The organism is Aliiglaciecola sp. 3_MG-2023 (assembly GCF_030548205.1).
Classification (GTDB): domain Bacteria; phylum Pseudomonadota; class Gammaproteobacteria; order Enterobacterales; family Alteromonadaceae; genus Aliiglaciecola.
The window spans coordinates 212377-232202 of sequence record NZ_JAUORV010000005.1; the positions used below are offsets into that span (position 1 = coordinate 212377).

General features: G+C 40.4%; 10 protein-coding genes. 8 read left to right on the plus strand and 2 right to left on the minus strand.

Going from position 1 to position 19826, the window contains the following annotated elements; genetic code table 11:
- Positions 1 to 20 precede the first annotated feature (20 nt).
- A complete protein-coding gene (locus tag Q4574_RS07590; protein ID WP_303473169.1) occupies positions 21 to 2444 on the minus strand; it encodes a glycoside hydrolase family 42 in 2424 nt (807 codons plus the stop codon).
- Between the two features lie 268 nt (positions 2445 to 2712).
- On the opposite strand from Q4574_RS07590, the gene Q4574_RS07595 reads away from it, so the two are divergent.
- From Q4574_RS07595 to Q4574_RS07625, 7 genes are all read left to right on the plus strand, one after another.
- A complete protein-coding gene (locus tag Q4574_RS07595) occupies positions 2713 to 4239 on the plus strand; it encodes a sulfatase-like hydrolase/transferase (RefSeq protein ID WP_303473171.1) in 1527 nt (508 codons plus the stop codon).
- 27 nt (positions 4240 to 4266) lie between these two features.
- Positions 4267 to 5715 carry a sulfatase-like hydrolase/transferase gene (locus Q4574_RS07600; RefSeq protein ID WP_303473173.1) on the plus strand — a complete coding sequence of 483 codons (1449 nt, stop codon included), beginning with the start codon at positions 4267 to 4269 and terminating at the stop codon, positions 5713 to 5715.
- A gap of 110 nt (positions 5716 to 5825) precedes the next feature.
- Positions 5826 to 7736: a CRTAC1 family protein gene (locus Q4574_RS07605; protein WP_303473174.1), complete on the plus strand. Its 1911-nt coding sequence runs from the start codon at positions 5826 to 5828 to the stop codon at positions 7734 to 7736.
- A gap of 299 nt (positions 7737 to 8035) precedes the next feature.
- The gene (locus Q4574_RS07610; RefSeq protein ID WP_303473380.1) at positions 8036 to 9199 is read left to right on the plus strand and encodes a mandelate racemase/muconate lactonizing enzyme family protein; all 1164 of its coding nucleotides are present in this window, start codon (positions 8036 to 8038) and stop codon (positions 9197 to 9199) included.
- A gap of 68 nt (positions 9200 to 9267) precedes the next feature.
- Entirely contained in the window at positions 9268 to 12966 is a 3699-nt protein-coding gene (locus tag Q4574_RS07615) for a TonB-dependent receptor (protein ID WP_303473177.1), read from the plus strand.
- 77 nt (positions 12967 to 13043) lie between these two features.
- Entirely contained in the window at positions 13044 to 14807 is a 1764-nt protein-coding gene (locus Q4574_RS07620) for an Ig-like domain-containing protein (RefSeq protein ID WP_216049242.1), read from the plus strand.
- Positions 14808 to 15100: 293 nt separating this feature from the next.
- Positions 15101 to 16978: a VCBS repeat-containing protein gene (locus Q4574_RS07625; protein ID WP_216049241.1), complete on the plus strand. Its 1878-nt coding sequence runs from the start codon at positions 15101 to 15103 to the stop codon at positions 16976 to 16978.
- 9 nt (positions 16979 to 16987) lie between these two features.
- Here the strand turns inward: Q4574_RS07625 and Q4574_RS07630 are convergent, their stop codons facing one another.
- Positions 16988 to 17962, minus strand: a complete 975-nt coding sequence (locus Q4574_RS07630; protein WP_303473187.1) for a family 16 glycosylhydrolase — start codon at positions 17960 to 17962, stop codon at positions 16988 to 16990.
- 368 nt (positions 17963 to 18330) lie between these two features.
- Here Q4574_RS07630 and Q4574_RS07635 point away from each other — a divergent pair, with 368 nt between their 5' ends.
- Complete coding sequence (locus tag Q4574_RS07635) at positions 18331 to 19779, plus strand: sulfatase (protein ID WP_216049239.1); 1449 nt, start codon at positions 18331 to 18333, stop codon at positions 19777 to 19779.
- Positions 19780 to 19826 lie beyond the last annotated feature (47 nt).

Consider the following 19826-nt stretch of genomic DNA (forward strand, 5'->3'; position numbering starts at 1 on the left):
GCCAAAGACTTCATTCAATATTACTGCGCCTTTACTTCCAATAACAACACGCCCTCTGAAGGTAATTCAAAAGTAGCGTCCATTGAATTGCCAGTCATCATATTCTGAACCGATACCGGTTGGTTATTATGCAATGACAGCTTTAGTTTGGCGGTATTGTGACCGACATTGAGTATATTAACCAGGTAACTTCCATCCGGCTGAGAAATAGTGCGCCACATGGTTGTTTTGTGACCTAGTTGATTGTCTTCCTTAATAATTACATCCGGCTTACTGCTATCTTTAATTTCGGCAAGTGCAGCTTGTTTTATTTCTGCAATGTCTGTCGTGCCTATAGTAATCAGTTTACCTTTACCCGAATCTAAACGTTTAGTGCGTTTCTGGCCATATTCGTTTAAAGATAATGCTTTTTGAGTATCAAGAATAATTGTTCCACCACTATCTAGGTATGACTGTAATGTTTCAAATTCCGCATCGGTAACAAAATTATTTCTGTAGACAACGATCACGTCCCAACTACTATTATCTTGTTTTTGAATAATGTTCTTGGTGGCAAAACCTAGAGGAAAGCCTTCGAAAAACATGGACTCATACAGTTTGTAGCTTTGTGACATATAATCGTCGATGTTAATTGCAGTCGTTTCTGAATAGAAAAAACGTAAAGGGCGACGTTGTTCGCGCAAAGCCACAATCTCTTCTGAAAAACTATTTAAGTCATACATAACCTGCGTAACTTCGTTAGTAACATGAGGTTGCATATTGTTTGAACCTGCATAAGCTCCCCCAAGACCTGGGTCGAAAAAGTTTAGTTCTCCTTCTAAACGGTCCTCGGGCGACCCATCGGGATCGCGAGCCCAGAACCATCCCATATTTGCATCCATTCCAAGTAAAGTGGCTAACCAATACACACTTCTAACATAGCTCGTACGCGTATCTAAATCACGCCATTGACCAGAGGATAAAAAGTGAGATTCAGAGTTAACGTTTATTTTGTCAGGAGCCACTGATTCCATAAAGTCATGGAACATGGCGACGAGTCCCCAGTGGTAAGAGTATTTTTCCAACCATTCCGATGATTTGCCTGGACGGATATTTTTGCTGCCAAAGGATTTGGCATCATGGCCAACCATTGTCGTAAGTTCCGCTAAAGCTTCGGTATCTATACCTCCTGAGCGTGCATTATCCATGAACATCCGCGGCATAATTTTAATATGGGTATCGGCGTCAGGGTTAACAGCATGAAGCTCACTTTGCATAAATGTAAACCAGTCAGTACTTCTGTCCATATTATAACGGGTCCAGTCATACCAAATAGGCTTCCCCTGCAAAGCGGGATCAATGGGAATTTCAATCTCGACTTCATCAAAATTCTTAAATTCACTTTGCCAATTCCCGTTAAGCTTGGCTATATCATTCGCGTATTTTCTATCTAACCAACTACGAAATTTATTTAAAGTGTAAGATGAAATAGAAGTCATTTCTTGGAAGTTATGTGTCCAATGGTTTTTTTCAGCATACCAGTGAGGTTCATTGGCCAAAACAAATCCCAATTCTGTTACTTTCTTGCCTTTCGTTAACTCGCCAGTGCGGCGAATAATTTTACTCCATAATTTGCGTGCAAGTGGATTGTCGATATCAAATCCGGTAAATAGTGACCTACCCTTTCGTACCTCAGGTTCTTTTTCCTCAACCCACTCAGGAATACCCATTATCCAATAGACTAAAAAGCCAATATTGGTATCCGGTATATTTGTTAGCTCCTGCATTAACTCCTGATCAAAAGTCCCATCTTCTTTGAGTAAGAACGAATTGATAGCGCGATCATGGTCAACCGGATATAAATTCTCACCGCCATGATAAAGTGCGCCTAAATGATCGTTGTAAACATCAGTATTGGTGAGAGGTTGCCCCACTGTTTTTGAAAAGTAGTCATAGGGAAATATTGGTTTACCATTACTAACAAACATATTGTCACCGGACTTAGTACCTTGCCAGTCGACCTTATTAACCGGGCGACGTTTAATTTCACCACGTAATTCCTGACCAAGTATGTTAATACCCTTGTCCAAAATTTGAATAACCTTTTTACGTTCGAAATCTGGCAACTCGGCAGCAAGCCTCACCTTGTCTTTTGCATAGTAACGTTCGTAACCAAATGCCTTTTCTAAGGTCTCTGGGTTGGCTTCATCCCAGTTAGCAAATTTCAAAAATTGTTCAGAAAACCAGACGATGGTTTCCTCTCTAGTGACATCTATTCCTTTAGCACGAGCGTCGTTCATCATTGTTTCAAGTTGCTTTAGTCTCACTCGTGCTTGCTGCTCTAAGGAACTTATTTGTTGTTCTGCTACTTGTGCTGTATTCGATTTTGATTCAATGGACTTAGTGCAGCCAGCAGTTAGTAGTAATGCTGAAGCTATCGATGCTGCCAAAAGGTGACGTGTCATGACTTTCCCCCAAATTAAAAATATCAATTTATTCTTTCATGTTAATTTTATGTTTCTTATTTAAACATATCATGTTTAAATAAGTCTCACTAATAAAATTTATTGTTAATCTGTTTATTTTTGTAAAAGTGGCGTAACAACGACGTACCTAGTGAGTTTTATAGTAAGCACACTGATATCGCTGTGAATGTTAAGAATATGTGCCACTAGGTTGCAATGGAATTAGTGAAGTTATCTGAATAAAAATAGTTTAAAAGGTTGGTGGATAATGTTTAGTAAAATTACAAAATTATTGTTGGTTTCTTTTGTGCTGGCGTCTACGTCTTCAAGTATCGTTGCCGCAGAGCCTACATCAGACAGTAATAACATGAAAAAACCCAATGTTTTGATATTGATGTTTGATGACATGCGTTTTGATACTTTTTCCTATCGTGGAGGACCTGTTAATACACCAAATATAGATGCGTTAGCTGCTGAATCAACGCGCTTTGACAATGCTATGACAACAACAGGTTTATGCTCTCCGTCGCGAGCAGCACTTTACACGGGGCGCTGGGGACATAAAACTGGATTAGATGACAATGTTGAATTGTATTCAACCCGTTTAGCTGAGCTTGATCTCAAAGAGGGAGGGGTATTGCGCCGCGCGTCTGATGCTGGCTACTTAGTCGGTCATGTTGGGAAATGGCATTTGGGCGCGCGCGGAACAGAGTTACGTGGTGCAGAAATAGACTTAGCGCACGGACATGAGGCTCGAGAACGTTTTGCACGAGTTTATACCCCATATAGTAAAGTGCCTAAAATAGAGGGATATTATCAAGGAAAATTGGATAGCCGCGGGGAAAAGCACGAGTACTATATGACCTTAGACGGAGGATATGAGGACACTGCGGCCTATCAAAAAGTAGTTGCAGGAAAAAAAATGCTCAAACAAATGGCAGAAGATGATAGACCATTTTTTGGCGTAATTAGTTTTAATCAACCTCACCCAGCCTATCGTGTACCTGAACCTTACGCAAGCATGTACGACCCCGCGTTAGTTGAACTACCTGCAAATCATTTATCAAAGCGTGTATTTAAGCCGCTAGCGCAGGATGGTATTTGGTGGCCTTGGCATGACGTTGGTCATATGTCAGAAACAGACTGGCGCAAAGCTCGTGCTTTTTATTATGGGGCCATGGCGATGGTAGACAGAATTGTAGGGGAATTACTGCAAGCTGCAAAAGATGAGGGTGTTTATGACGATTTGCACATCGTTCTTTGGGGCGACCAGGGCAGTATGTTGGGGGAACACACTTTATATGACAAAGGACCGTATGCATACGATGAACTTATGCGTATGCCGCTGTTAATTAAAGACCCTGAATTACAGCCCAGAATAGTTAAACGTCAAGTATCGGTCTTGGATATTACTGCCACACTTGCTGATTGGATGACATTAGAGGCAGATGGTGACGAAGACGGACATACGTTGATTCCCCTAATGGAACAAGGAGATAAAGCGGAAGAAGGTGAAGTTGACTTATCTTTGTATGCTTATGAATGGTACAACGGCAACTGGTTTGGAATACGTGCAGTACGTACACCTGACTTCAAATTTGTTTGGAATCCTGGGGATAGTCGAGATGAATTTTATGATCTCAAGAATGATCCTGGGGAAGTACACAATCTAATCAAAGATCCTAAGTACAAAAAGCAACGGGCTGACATGGTCAAACTGCTGATATCTGAACTGGAAAGAGTTGCCGATCCCTCATTAGAAAAATTAAATTACCACGCGAAAGCGTATTTATAAGTTAAACCTATTTTAAAGAAGATAAGTATGAAAACTAAATTAAGTAAATACCTTTTCTCTGCCTCAATACTCCTAACTAGCTTTGTTGTGGCTGCTGAGCAAGCACCACGGCCTAACATTCTATTGGTATTAACAGATGATCAAGGTTATGCAGATGTTGGGTTTAGCCAATACGCGAGTAAGGATATTCAAACACCGAATTTAGATGCGCTAGCCAACTCAGGCGTCACATTTGATTCCGCCTATGTAGCACATCCTTTTTGTGGCCCAAGCCGTGCGGCATTAATGACTGGGCGATATCCGCATAAAATAGGTTCTCAATTTAATCTTCCAGTTAACGGTTCCGATACGGGTATAGATACCAATGAAGAGTTTATCAGTAAATCTCTTCAAAAAGCGGGCTACTTTACTGGGGCAATAGGTAAGTGGCATCTAGGTGAGCAGCCACAATATCACCCGAATGTTCGTGGATTCGATGAATTTTACGGTTTTTTAGGGGGCGGGCATAAGTTTTTTCCGGCTGATTATCAACCTAGATATGAACACGTAAAAAGCCAGGGAGTAAAATTTATAAATGACTATATTACACCGCTTGTACACAATGATGTTGAGGTACGTGAAACCGAATATCTAACCGATGCTTTCTCTCGTGAAGCTGTAAATTTTATTACTAAAGCAGCTGATGATAAATCTCAGCCATTCTTTTTGTATCTTGCCTACAATGCACCTCATGTTCCTTTGGAGGCAAAGGAAGAAGATTTAGCTAGGTTTAAACATATAAAAGATAAGAAGCGTCGTACTTATGCTGCAATGGTGTATGCCGTTGATAGAGGCATTAGTGAGATTGTTAAAACCTTGAAAGATACCGGTCAGTATGACAATACCTTTATTGTTTTTCTAAGTGATAACGGTGGAAAAGTTGAATTTGGCGGGGTGAATAAACCATTAAGAGAAGGTAAAGGAAGTGCGCGCGAAGGCGGACACCGAGTACCTATGATGATGCACTGGCCGGCAAAACTGAAACCTGGAAAACGTTATCCTCACCCGGTTTCTTCATTAGATTTTTATCCAACCTTCATGGCGTTAGCTGGGGCTAAAATACCGGAAGATAAAACACTTGATGGCAAAGACATCTGGTCACATATCGAACAGGGTTCCAGTGCGCGGAAGGGGGAGAGCTTATATGTATTGAGGCATAGAAAGGCTGCCCACGATGTGTCGGTAAGACGAGACCAATGGAAAGCAGTTCGAACAAAAGTAACTGGAAAGTGGCAGCTATTTAATATTGAGTTAGATATTGCTGAAAAAAATGATTTAGCCAAACAACACCCCGAAATATTACAAGATTTAGTCAATGATATCGCCCATTGGAGTTGGTCTAACGTCCCACCTAAGTGGTTTCATCAGCATTGGGAAGGAGATCAATGGCGTAAAGACAATATGCCCAAATTTGGTGAAACTTTCACGGTCGACTAATTAATAAAAATAATCGTTATGGAGTTTAGTTTGAACTGACTTTAGTCGTCTATAAGTTGGTGTGAGCTACGGTAATTACGATATTACGTCACTTCAAATGGGAAACTATTATGGTAAATAACTTAGGTGTAAAAAACAGTTTGGCTATGGTTATTTCTGCTGTGTTAATGATAACAGGTTGCGAAAACACAACTATTGAATCAAATATGTCAGAGACAAAACCTTTAAATAATGATTCCGCTTCGCTTTTTACAGAATCAGAATCAATCATGCAACTTGAACAAAATTCACGTAGAAAGTGGGACAACCCCCAAATAGTTGACCTTGATAACGATGGATATTTAGATGTAATAATTACCGAGCATGCTCATGCGGCGAAAATTTTGTGGAATGACGGGGGCAGGTATTCGGAATCAAAACTGCTAATAAGTGGGGATACGCACGGTATAGCTGTTGCTGATTACGATGGCGATGGGCGCATAGATATCATTGTTTCGCAAGGTGGTGGTGGCGGCACAAATCCACGTTTACCGATTAGATTTCAAGTCAATCCAGACCGCACCTTGGAATCACTAGGGGTTTATTCACATTTTGAACGCAGCCGTGGAAGAGCCGTGAAGTTTGTTGATACTAATAATAACGGAGAATTAGATCTAATCACTTCAGCCTTTCCGCTTAAGTCGCAGAAGCAAGGGGGAAATTTTCAATACAGCAAAAATGATAGCAACGAATTCGACTTTATCAATTATCTTCCGCATGCCCAATGGTTGGGATATAAACTTTTAGTCGCTGATCTGAATAACGACAATGATACTGACCTCGTATTTTACGGTGGCAAAAATATGATTGCACTCTTAGGTGCTAATGGTTTGGAATATCAAAATGCCACAAAAGAGCTCTTTGGTGACCTAACCAATATCTCTCATACAAGCAGCATTTCTGCGTTCGATTTTGATAATGATGGTGATCTTGATCTGTTGCTTACCCGTGCAAAACACCAATTTGAGGGGCAAACCTACTTCGATGATAAACGGCGACGCTTCGCTTTTTTTGCTCGCGGAAATAAAATGGATTACGAAGATTTGTTGATAGAGGGTGATCTTATTATTGAAAATTTACAAATGGCCTATCCTGATTTTAGTGTTTTCGTTGGTGCTAATAAATCAAAACTAACATTTGGTGACTCTGATAAACATGGACAAAAAGATTTTCAGTTAACTTCCCTAGAAGCCGCTGGTTTTCCTGAAGATACGACTGAAAGGGGCCTTTATATTGGGTACATTGGCGATGGGTATTGGCGCATAGGTGGGCTGACAAAATCGCCAACGTCCGCGGTAATTCATAATGTGAAATCCACGCCAAAATCTACACAGCAAGAACAACTACCGGTTAAATTATTAGAGAATAAACAGGGTGTCTTTTTAGATGTAACTGAACAATTTGGTATCGACGTCTCTGAACAAACTAGCAGTGCGGCCGTTGCTGATTTTGACAACGACGGATGGTCAGATATTCTAATTATCCGCAATGGTGACTCTTCTCAAGCCAATCAACAAATATTCTATAAGAATATTAATGGTAAGTATTTCGAACTTACTGACAACCACGGTGTTATATCTGCTGAGTTGGGAGCGACAGGGCAAGGCGCTGAAACCTTTGATTTTGATGATGACGGAGATATGGACATTCTCTTTGGAAATCAACGCGGCCGTTGGCATTTATTCGTTAACAATAGTAACGCACTGTCGAAAAACAATTTTCTAAAAATTCGTGTGGGGAATTCGCCGCGTCAAAACAGCTCTGCACAAAATGCAGTCTTACGTTTAGAGGCTTGTGGGAAAAAGTTCATACGCTATGTTGGTGCAAGTTCTGCGGCATTTTCCCAAAGCTTTGACACTAATTTGCACATAGGTCTTGGAAGTTGCAGCACTATTGATAAAGCGACTATTACGTGGAGCAACGGCGAATTGCTTAACTTAACAAGTTTAACTGTTAATCATTCAAACAAAGTGGGTAGCTAATAAACCCAAAAGCCGTCTAACCAATTATTGAGGCAGCGCTACACGTGGTTATGAAACAATGACCATGCTCAGTGTTGCTTTCCCACACCATATTACGTTTTTAGGGTTCTAAAAACGTCCACAATATCAAAAAATCAGACTCAAATTACAAATATGCAACCTTTGAGTAACAATTTGTTGCTAATATAAACATCATATGTTTATATTAATAGCATGGAATCCATTTGTTAATAAATGCTTTAGTAAACGTAGATTTATCTACTGGGTACTTACCACTAAGAAGACAGGCCAAACTAAAAATGAATATAAAGTGCATAAGAACACACCACGTAAGATGCAACTTGGACAACCCTTTTGGATTTTCCCAATGGTACTACGACCAACGTAATGTGTTGATAGTAGAAATCATCGCCGATAATGGCGTGACAGGTTGGGGGGAGTGCTACGGTCCCGCAGCTGTGATTGAAGCGGCAATCGAAAAATTCTATGCGTCAAAAATACTAGGTATGAATATTCTGTCGACCGAAGCAATTTGGCATTTCATGTGGCGCGCTTCATTAGATTTTTCACGTTCAGGAATCATGATGGCTGCAATGTCGGGTATTGACATGGCACTTTGGGATGCAAAAGGGAAAGCTCTAAATCAAAGCGTTGGTCAACTAATGGGTGGCTCAAGTAGAGATAAAGTACCTTGTTACGCGACAGGTATGTATTTCCGAGATTTACCTGAAGATAATCTGCTAGAAGTTTTGGTAGACGAAGCCGTTTCTTATGCAAAACAAGGCTTCAAAGCAATGAAAATCAAAATAGGTAAAAACCCTAATTTTGATGAAAAGCTAATTGTTGCTATGCGTAAAGCGTTACCTAAGACGATCTTAGCTGCTGATTCGAATCACGCCTATGACCTACCAGAAGCAATAAAAATAGCTCGCATATTAGATGATAATGATTATGCGTGGTTTGAAGAACCATTATCGCCAGAACATCCAGATTTGTTTACGAAGTTACATGAAAAATCCAATATTGCTATTGCGACCGGTGAGTGTGAACAAACACGTTATGGTTTCCAGCGACTTATTAGTGCCGGAGGCGTGCAGCTGATTCAGGCTGATTTGGGATATTGCGGTGGTATTAGTGAAGCACTAAAAATTCGCGCTATTGCTTCTTCTAATGGACTCAACATGATCCCACATGTTTGGGGTACTCAATTAAATTTAGCTGCTGCTACCCATTTTTTATCGACTTCTTACAGTGAACCTGGCCGAGCGGAGGAAAAGCCTCTATTCCTTGAATATGACCGAACAGAAAACCCATTGAGAGATGAGCTATACACAACCAATGTGGAAGTGCTGAATGGACACGCGATCGTACCAAAAGGGGTGGGGCTTGGAGTAGAGATTGATGCTAAAAGGTTGAAAGAATTCACTGTTAAGCAAACAGAAAAGGTGTTAGCTGAGGGCTAAAAACCTCTAAACCGTTAAATAGTATTTTGAATATTGAACACGACGATAAACAAACGTGGAGAGACCACATGACACACAATTTTAAACTCAACGCAATATCAGCTGCTGTTATAGCTACTTGCTTTAATCTTCCGGTGTTAGCTCAAGAGCTAGAAGATGATGTAGAAAAAAAAGAACTCGAAAATGAAATAGAAATCATAGAAGTTACTGGATTTAAGGGGAGTATTCAAAAAGCGTTGAACGCCAAGCGCTTTAGTGAAAACGTCAGTGACTCTATACATGCAGAGGATGTAGGAAAGTCAACAGACCAAAATATTGCTGATGCTTTGTCAAGAATTACCGGTGTAACCGTTCAAGAGGATTCCGGTGAAGGAACAAGGATTTCAGTGCGAGGTGCTGGTCCTTCTATGAACCAAATTTCGATTAATGGAGTAGCTCTCACCGGTGGTATAAGTGATCCCTCTGGCAATGGTAGCAACGACAACAGTATAGATTTAAGCTCCTTCTCAGCGGATATCCTTTCTTCCGTTGATGTAGTAAAAACAGCCGCAGCAGATCAAGACGAAGGCTCTTTAGGGGCTAACGTAAACTTGAAAACAGTTCGCCCTTTGAATTTAAACAAACCACGTCGTTCATTTACTGTTGAAGGTCGTCATAACGAGTTTGCAGATGATCAAGACTTTCGGATCAATGCGAGTTTTTCTGACAAGTATTTTGATGATAAGTTTGGATTTATTATTACGGCTTCAAAAGACACTCAGAACACTCGTCAAGACAGAATAAATACTGGTTATGAGCAGGGGGCAATCCCCATTGCCGATTTAGCCGATGCCACTAATTTGCGCAAAGCGACAGATTTGGAATCTGGAATGCCTATACGTGTTTTGGGCTATCAGCGAGATGCAAATGGCGAACTATTACTCGATGCTCAGGGGCAACGACAACTCAATCCTATTGAAAGTTTATTAGATTATGATCCTGCGACACAAAAATTGGTCGAAGGCGATTTATTCGTTTTGGCCAGAGACAGCGTAAATTTTAGTTTAAGTAATAATAAGCGAGAGAGATTTTCAGTCTCTAGCGGTTTTCAGTACCGTCCAACAGACACAACAGATATTCAGCTTGACTTGACCTACAGTAAGCAACAGGTCTACACAGATTATCAAAGTTTGGTTATGAACATTTCACCCGATAATTTAATACACCCAGGAGATGATAATGTTGCGTTGAACGTTGTTGATTTAAATACAAATACGCTCCAACGCTCTACCAGTCGCTCGATTTCGGGGGGCTTTAATCGTACAACAGGGTTACGAGAAATAGATACAAAAGTAGCGACCCTTGATATCAATCATGAACTTACCAACGATTTATCAATGAGCTTTCTAGTAGGTTATTCAAAAACTACTGACGAAACCCCAGATGATAATGAGGCAGATAGATGGTTATCAATTGGAACTGCTACATGGGGTACTGCGGGCAGAACTATTGTTGAAGCTCAACCTAGCGAACGTTTAGAACTTGTGGGTTACGACTGTACTCAGGGAAGCACGAGAGATTGTAATTACTTTACTGGAACTCAAAACGCTATCTTTGATGCTCTTGATGGTTCAACTAACTATGTTACGAGCAGGTTTAACCCTTATGACCTAGAACACAATCATCTTGGAAATCTTAATTTCCGTAAGAATGAATTAGTTGATGAGAATAAATCTGTCTTTTTAGATTTCGATTGGGTTTTGGATTTCGAACACGTAACTAAAGTTGAATTTGGTGTGAAGTGGGCGGATAGGTCACGCTCTGTAAGCATAAACAATACTAATGTAACAAATGGCGCTGAACTGATTGATGTTGATGATCCTTCCGCAAATTTTGAGGTCAGAGGATTAGGGACAATTCGTGTTGCTGATTTTGTTTCAGGAGAGGCTTTCCCATACAACAATTTCGCAGAAGATATTCAAGGCAATCGCAGTAATGCCTTTTTTGGTGGTTGGGCGCAATTAGATGCAGAAAAAGCCTTAGAGCTGGTGGGTGGTAAAGATGCCGGTGAGTTAGGGGTTCGACATTCTAGGGCCGGTACACGAGAGATTGCGACAGAGACTGTAGCCGCATATTTCAAAACTAATTTTGAATTTATGGACGGAAAACTAACAGGTAATATCGGTGTTCGCTATGTTGAGGATAATACTGATGCAACAGGGTTAGGTGGTATAAATTATATTCGCTTCCCACAAATGCTTGACCCCTATGATTTGATTGTAAATAGAGGTTTGGCGAACATGGATAATCCTGCCTGCCCAGAGGCAGTTATTGCAGAAGGAAGTGATACTCGTTATACCCCTGCTAATGATGATCAACTGCGTAATTGTTGGTCATACACTATTACCCACGCTTACAACTTTAATAATGCAGCGACGATTCCGTTTGAATCATCCACTGGTGAATTTGTTATTCCAGGAGCTGATGGTATTCCAGGGCCGGATGTAAACCGAATGCTGTTTGTCGATGCCTCAGGCAATATTATTATGAGTAACGAATTGCCGTCACAGATATACGACCGCAGTGGTAATTTGGTGCCAACCAGTGCTTCAGATTGGGCTCGTTTTAATTCCAACGGATTAATATGGCCATTCCTTGACAGAAGCACAGCGTTTACTGGTCCTAATGGAGATGGACAAGAAGTGCAACAAAGAGAGGCTGCGGTATCTGACAAAGCGAAAAACAAACAATGGTTACCTAGTCTTAATCTAAATTACGCTTTGAATGAAGACACGATTGTTCGTTTTGCGTTAACAAAAACAATGACACGTCCCAATTTTGATTCATTAAATCCAGCTAATACTATTCGCGAAAGTCAATTTAACGCGAGTAATGGTAGAGCCGGAAATACCGGTTTGAAAAATTTAACGTCTAAAAACGTAGACTTTTCCTATGAGTGGTATTTCGACGAATCTGGTTTGTTATCAGCCGCTCTATTTTATAAAGATATGAGTAACTTTGAAGAGAATATTGTGACTCCTTTCCATTATAAGGACGTGCGAGATCAAATACCGCTGGAAAATGCCAATTTGTTGTTAGATTTCGATGCTAATCGCACACCTGGAGATGCGGATAAATGTCACCCTCATCGTTTACCTGCTGGCTTTTTCAATCAATGGACGATTGAATGTGATGTGGCCAATATTAATTTTGTTAAGAATGGTAAAGGTGCCACCATAAAAGGTATTGAAATTGGTTACACACAGAACTACAACGAGCTACCTGGTTTACTTTCTGGATTAGGAGTTAGTGCAAACTATACCTATCAAGATTCAGAACGTGATGTTGAATTAATCGGCACAACTGGTCGAACTTTGCGTCCACTCCCTCAGCCATTTACGCCCAAACACTCAGCTAATTTTACTTTATTTTGGGAAAAAGACGGAACGCAAATGCGTTTAGCACATCGTTACAATGGTGTCCAAGCAGTCTCGCAAAGTGGTTTTGGTGCAGTATGGCAAGATGCAACTAATCGTCTGGATTTTAGTGCTAGCTATAGAATTAATAAGAACTTTTCTCTGACCTTCAACGCATTAAATTTAACTGATGACACAATACGCAATTTCTTTACTGCAAGCGGCACAACCGATGTGACTAACGCGAATTCTCAAGAAGTCGTATTGGACGAAGGAAATGTTCTTGATAACAGCGATGTTACGCGTGACAGAACAGTGGCGGCATTTAAAACAGGGCGGCAGTTCCGCTTCGGTTTGCGCGGTACTTTTTAGTTAATTAGATGAACAATTATTTTAGGGCGCTGAGCTCAAAGCTTCAGCCCAAAACAACAAAATTTTGGAGAAGTAAGATGAAAGAACACTTACTAAAAAATACGCTCATTACCGTTTCTATTGCCGGATTTCTGACAGGGTGTGGAGGTACCGAAGAAGGATATGACTCGGGTTTTAAAGCGCAAGATCCTGTGGTGATTTCTATGCCTGAAATCTCAGCTAGTTTAACTGAAGAAACTGGTATCCAAGAAATAGATTTGTTAGAGGGAGCGACGGCGGGCGGTGAACCTTTAAACGGCAATATCAATATTTCTGATTTAAACTTTTCCGTAGATCAAAATTATCTCACACCTGATGTTCCGTCGGGAGGGGTTGCCAATCAACGAGTTTCTCCTTTTACAGAAAAAAATGGCAAATTAATCGTCGATACCGATATGTTCTCTGATTTCTTAAGTACCTGTGATGATACAGATAGACGAGGTGGACCTAGAGTAGATGGTTCACCAACACCTGATGGCTTTTTAGATTCCCCTCCAGTGGTTACATATACTATTGATTTTGCAGTTGATAATGGTTTTAAACTACAACCGGGCGAGTCACTACCCAGACGCACATTAACGTTAGACGTGAATGCGGTATTTGATGGGGTTGAAGGCATAACTGCGCAACCCGCTAGAATTTTGCTTGGTCAAGAGTTTAAGTTATTTGCAACTGTGTTGCCTGAAAAAGCCTGTGCGCCTGAAGTTGGATTTGAAGTTGCGGATACCGATATTGCCACTATTGATGCTCAAGGTAACGTAACCACAAAAGATGTCGGCCAAACCACAATTACAGTTACAAGCTTGGATGATCCTAGTAAAGCGATCACGGTTGACTTGGAAGTTTATTCAGAATTTATTGTCGCGATCACTAACAAAGATACTGATGAAAATGGTCTAGAAACCGACATGAAAGAAATTCCTGCCTGTGTTTCTGCTGGTTTCGATGTTTCTCCAACACCAGCCGCTGGTGAATCACTCTCTGGTAACTACGCCTATACCTGGGAGTCAAGTAATAACAATGATTTCCCTCTTATTGAAAATATTAGTTATGGTGAAAAGGGCTCAGGTCGATTTTCTACCGGTGATGAAACTAACGTTGGAGACTCTTTCACTGCAACAGTAGGTTTAGCATCTGGTGATACTGGTACTACGGCTTTGGCTAATGTAGAAGCGAAATTAGTAACCGCTACTATTGTAAAAAATGAAATGTGTGAACCGGGTATCTCAGCCCATCCCGCTGGATTTAACTCTGATTTCTTATTGGATTTCTCTGGTGCTAAGTGGGTTGTAGCTAGCGGTGGCGCGTCTGGGGGAGCGGTTGCGCAGTCCGATATCGCGTTGTCTGGAAACTCTGTTGAAATCACATCGTCAACGGAAGATTTCACTGGCATCTTGCAAGGTGTTTTCAATAAGCAGCGTAACTGGGCTAGCGCAACTTATGGTTTAGGAACAACATCCATTGGGAACACATACAGATTTGCAGTTTGGGTGAAGTTGCAGGTTGTTCCCGATACTGAAATACGTGTTGACCACACTTTGTTACCTTGGACCTATGAAGGCGGCCCGTCAGGCCCCGGGTATAATTTAAGAAGACCTGGTGCTGGCATTATGTCGGCCACACTTAAGCCAACAACGGAGTGGCAACTATTAGAATTTACTGATGCCAATGGCAACAGAGAATGGACTGTGCCTGCTATATGGAATGTTGTTACTGATGTATTTGTTACTTGGGATGTTTATGGATTACCAGCTGGTGAGACTATTCTACTTGACGAATATTCAGTGATTAAAGTCAATTAAAATTTGTTGTTATGGGTGCAAATAAGACCACTTGATTGTGAGTGGTCTTTTCCTTCAATTTAGTTGCTAAGTATAGGTGACTAAGGCAAGGAAATATATGCACTATCATCTACAAGCGTTCATCAAGAACTTGTCGCCAAGTAACTTCCGAGAAGATGTTTCCCTTAGTCTGCGAGAATTAGGGTTTCAAAAAGTTGTAAATGTTTACGCAATTCAATATGAAAAAAGAAAAATTTTTTGTTTTGGGGAAGTGTACTAGCGAAACCTCATACCGTTAACAAAATGGATTAAGTATGAAATTAGTTGTTTTACTATCGTTAATTATTTCAGTAATAACCTTTGGCTTGGTTGGATGTAGTTTAACTGAGTTGCAAAGATCACAAGAGGTGGTCAATTCTCACCAGTTGTTTGCTCAGGATGACACTTTTCTAAGTAATCAGAAAAACCTCAGAAAGTGGGATGCACCAACCATTGCTGATTTAGATCAAGACGGATATCCTGATTTGCTCCTAAACGATCATGGATTTAGTGTCAAAATTATTTGGAATAATCAGGGAGAGTTTGACGAGCCTTTCGATTTAATTATGGGGGATATGCATGGTATATCAGTGGCTGACTTTAATACTGACGGAAAATTAGAAGTTATTTTGGCTAGAGGAGGTGGGTCAGGTTCAAATGCGCGTAATTCAGTCATCTTTCAAATCGACAAACAGCGCAACATTGTCCAGCTTGCTGATTTTGATGAACCATTGGCAATGATGCGTGGTAGAACCGTTAAGTTTGTTGATCTCGATAAAGATGGCGATTCTGATTTAATTAACTTCGCTTTCCCATCACAAGAAAAGCAAGGTGCAAGTGAAAACTATCTATATGAAAATGATCAAGGTAAAACGCTTCTCTTAAAAAATACCTTACCAGCCTCTATTCAAAATGGCCAAAAACTATTGTTGACCGATACCAACAACGACGGCTATGTAGATATTTTTATGTATGGTCAGGGTTCAGCAAAGTTATATCGAGGCGGACCCAATTTCATGTTTGAGTTTGCCAGTGAACAAATATTGCCCCCTAATATTCGTGATGTCACTGGGGCAGTAGAAATAGACTTTGATAATGATGGAGATTTCGATTTATTCCTAACTCGAGGCAAGGAATTTGAAGCTGGTCAAACGTTTTATAATGAGCCCACAAAAACCTTCGGATTTTATACCAAAAGAGGAAAGTTTGACTTTTTGCTTGAAGGTGTTGGCGATATTCTTTCACTAGAAAATATCCAGTCACAATGGCCCAACAAAAATATCTATATTGGTGAATCTGGCTACGATTATGTGTTTCCAGGAGAAACACATTCAGGTCGTGATATTCGGTTAGTGAATAGCGACGCGTTAGGATTTCCACAAACGCGCGATAAAAAAGGCACATACATTGGTTACGTCGGTAATCAAAATTGGCGCATTGCGGGTGATATCTTCTCACCCTTCACAGGAATTGTGCACGGTGTTGAATCTCAACCTATTGCTCCTCCTGACAATGGATTAACCAATCTTTTGCTGATTAATAATAAGGGAGCTTTCACTGATGGTACTAAAAACGCCAACCTAATGTTGCTCGAACATAGTATGGGAGTAGCCGTGGGTGATTTAAACAATGATGGCTATGAAGATTTAGTGGTTGTTAAACGAGGCGACTTAGTAAATCAAAATTCTGCCATATTGTATTTCAATATGGGCGATGGGCGCTTCGAGGAAGTAACTGACCATGGAGTTGTGACCACAGAGTTAGGTGCTATCGGAATGGCCGTCGATATTTTTGATTATAATCGTGATGGTCAACGAGATATTTTGATTGGAAATGAAAGAGGAAAATGGCATTTATTTGAAAATCAATCGAAGCAAACCTCTTTTGTCACAATTCAAGTTGGAAAATCGCCTGCTAATCAGGCCAGTCCATTAGGTGCTCGGATTCAACTAAATTCATGTAATGGAACTCAATTGAAAACAGTCGGCTCTACAGGAGCTGCATATTCGTTAAATTACGTCACCAATATACAATTTGGGCTGGGCGACTGCGCCGATGAAGGCGCAGTAAAGGTGCTTTGGAGTAATGGAGAACAGCAATCAATCAAGCTAAGAGATGAATCACTGTATAAGGTAGGGAACTTTGTCAATTGATTTCTTAATTTAGCCTTTGATCCACGTACGAACGTAATCTACGGTCATAGTAGGTGGATCTTGGTTAAACTCCTCGCCGTCGAAGTCTTGAATATGTTGAGTCGGATCTAAGGGGACAAATCCATTACATTTGAATTCAGTAAAGGGCTTTCTTAGCCCTAACGATAATGCAACTTGCATAGGACGTTGCTTCCAAAACATGTTTTTTGATCTACCAACTTCAATATTGTCTACGTACCAAATTATCAACTCTGTGGTCACTTTTGCGCCGTATACATGGTAGGTTTTCCCTGGATCTTGCTGCAAAACATGCACATTCTCTTGCTCATGATATTTACCTGGACGGCGCCATTCTCGACCGGAAGGATTGGCTTTTGCGTTCTCTTTAGTTATTGCAGCATGTAGATTGTGATCGGTAATTTTTTCATTACCTGGAGTGAACGATTGGCGTTGCTGCATTTCAACAACATCTATTTCACTGTAACGCACGCTACCCGCTTCAAGTACAGAGTCATCAAAATTACTATACATCCAAAATGCAGGCGAAAACCCAGGAAATGTTGATACACCTTTTATGCGTGCTTCATAGTAGCCTAAAATTCCAGATGCTTTTGACTGCAGCATGGCAGATTTAAAATATAAAGTACTGTTCGCTATGGTTTTACCTTGCGAGCATGCATTACTAATGGTTCTTTTATGTTTATCATAAACCATTTTAATTTTTAACGAGCCTTGGCTTAATTCGGCATTTTCAGGGTTGTTCCAGGTCCATGTTTGCACATGCTTAGGATCTTCGATCCATTTTGTGTAGTCTAGTTTGTTGTTATTGAACTCGTCTGATCGCAGTTCATCAAGTATCCACTTTTCATCTTCAGTCGCATTCAACGGTCTAAATTCGTCGGCTTTAGCCAAGTTAGCAGACAAAGCACAGGGTAATAATGCGACGAAAATGCCAGTTCGTATTTTATAAATTACGTTGACCATAAATGGCTCCATTAATTAACACCAACATCGATTGCTGCTGGTAAGGGTTGTTCTCGTTTTTCACTACCAATTAGTAACATGCGGCGTTTATTACACTTAGCTGAATTTAGGTAGATTTAAATTTATTATTATGTTGCCATATTGTAAATCAAAACATCATATGTTTAAATACATAATATTAAAGGTTTGTGGGTATTTATTCGGCCTTTTAGTTTCATTCGTAGAGATTGTGAGTAAAGGGAATAGCCTCTAGATAGCGCGTGCAGACCAGCCCTTTTATATCTGCAAGCAACAGTAGTTAAGCAGACCAAAATAAACGAACGTTTGATAGCGCATTATATTTTGGGAACAGGAAAAGGTTATAAACTATGAAAAAAATGTTAATAAAAACTACATTAATCTTCGCAATATCAGGTTTTTTATTGAGCAGTGCTATTGCCAGCGAGCAACCTGTGCACGTAAAAAAACCAAATATTGTTTTCTTGTTCTCTGATGATGCCGGCTTTGCAGATTTTGGTTTTCAAGGTAGCGATACCATGATTACGCCAAATCTAGATAAACTCGCGACTCAAGGTGTGAAGTTTACCCAGGCATATGTCTCTGCTTCCACTTGCGGTCCTTCAAGAGCTGGATTAATGACCGGGCGCTATCAACAACGTTTTGGCTATGAAGAAAATAACGTTCCCGGTTACATGAGCGAAGTTTCAGCGCTCGATGGCGAAGATATGGGCTTGCCACTATCAGAAACTACGATGGGCGAGTACATGAAATCTCAAGGTTATGCTACTGCATTTTTCGGTAAATGGCATTTGGGTGGAACTGATCAGATGCATCCAATGAATCGTGGCTTCGATACTTTCTATGGATTTCGCGGCGGAGATAGAAGCTATTTTGCATATCCGCCTGATGCATCGGCACGTCAACAGGTACAAACATTCTTCGATAAAAAGTTAGAGCAAGGTCTGGGAAATTTTATAGAGCACAATGGTTACCTAACAGATGTGCTTGCAGAACAAGCCAATCAATTTATTAATGATAATAAAGAAAAGCCGTTCTTTGTGTTTCTCTCATTCAATGCGGTACATACGCCAATTGAAGCATTACCAGAGGATTTAGAAAAATTTCCTCAGCTATCGGGCGTCAGAAAACAAGTTGCGGCGATGACTTTATCGCTAGATCGGGCTAGCGGTAAGGTATTAGATAAACTTGAAGAACTTGGTTTGGCAGACAATACAATTATCGTCTACACAAACGATAATGGCGGTCCCACGGATAAAAACGCTTCTTCAAATTGGCCTCTAAGCGGGACAAAATCTAATCATCTTGAAGGTGGAATTCGGGTTCCTTTCTTAATGAAATGGCCTGGCAAGTTACCCCAAGGTAAAACGTATGATAAACCAATTAGTACCCTTGACTTGCTACCAACATTTTATGAAGTAGCGGGTGGAGAGCAATATAAAAAACCAGTTGATGGGGTCAATCTTATGCCATTTCTTATGGGGATGAAGGAAAGCAAACCCCACGAAACATTGTATTGGAAAAAAGAGTCAAGAGCCGCTATTCGTCATAATGATTATAAGCTAATTCGTTTTCCTGATAGGCCTGCAGAACTATACGATTTAAAAAGTGATATATCTGAACTGAACAATATTGCAGCTGAAAAGCCGAAGTTGGTCAAACATCTTTTCAAACAACTTTTTGCGTGGGAGTTAGAGCTTGAAAGGCCCCTGTGGATGTTAAAAAGGGAGTACGAGAAATACGACATTGACCGGATGGATAAATATCGTCTGCAACATGGTGATATCGATAAAAAATAGATGTGAATTTACCTAAATCGTGCGACTTAAAATTAATTTCGGAGTGA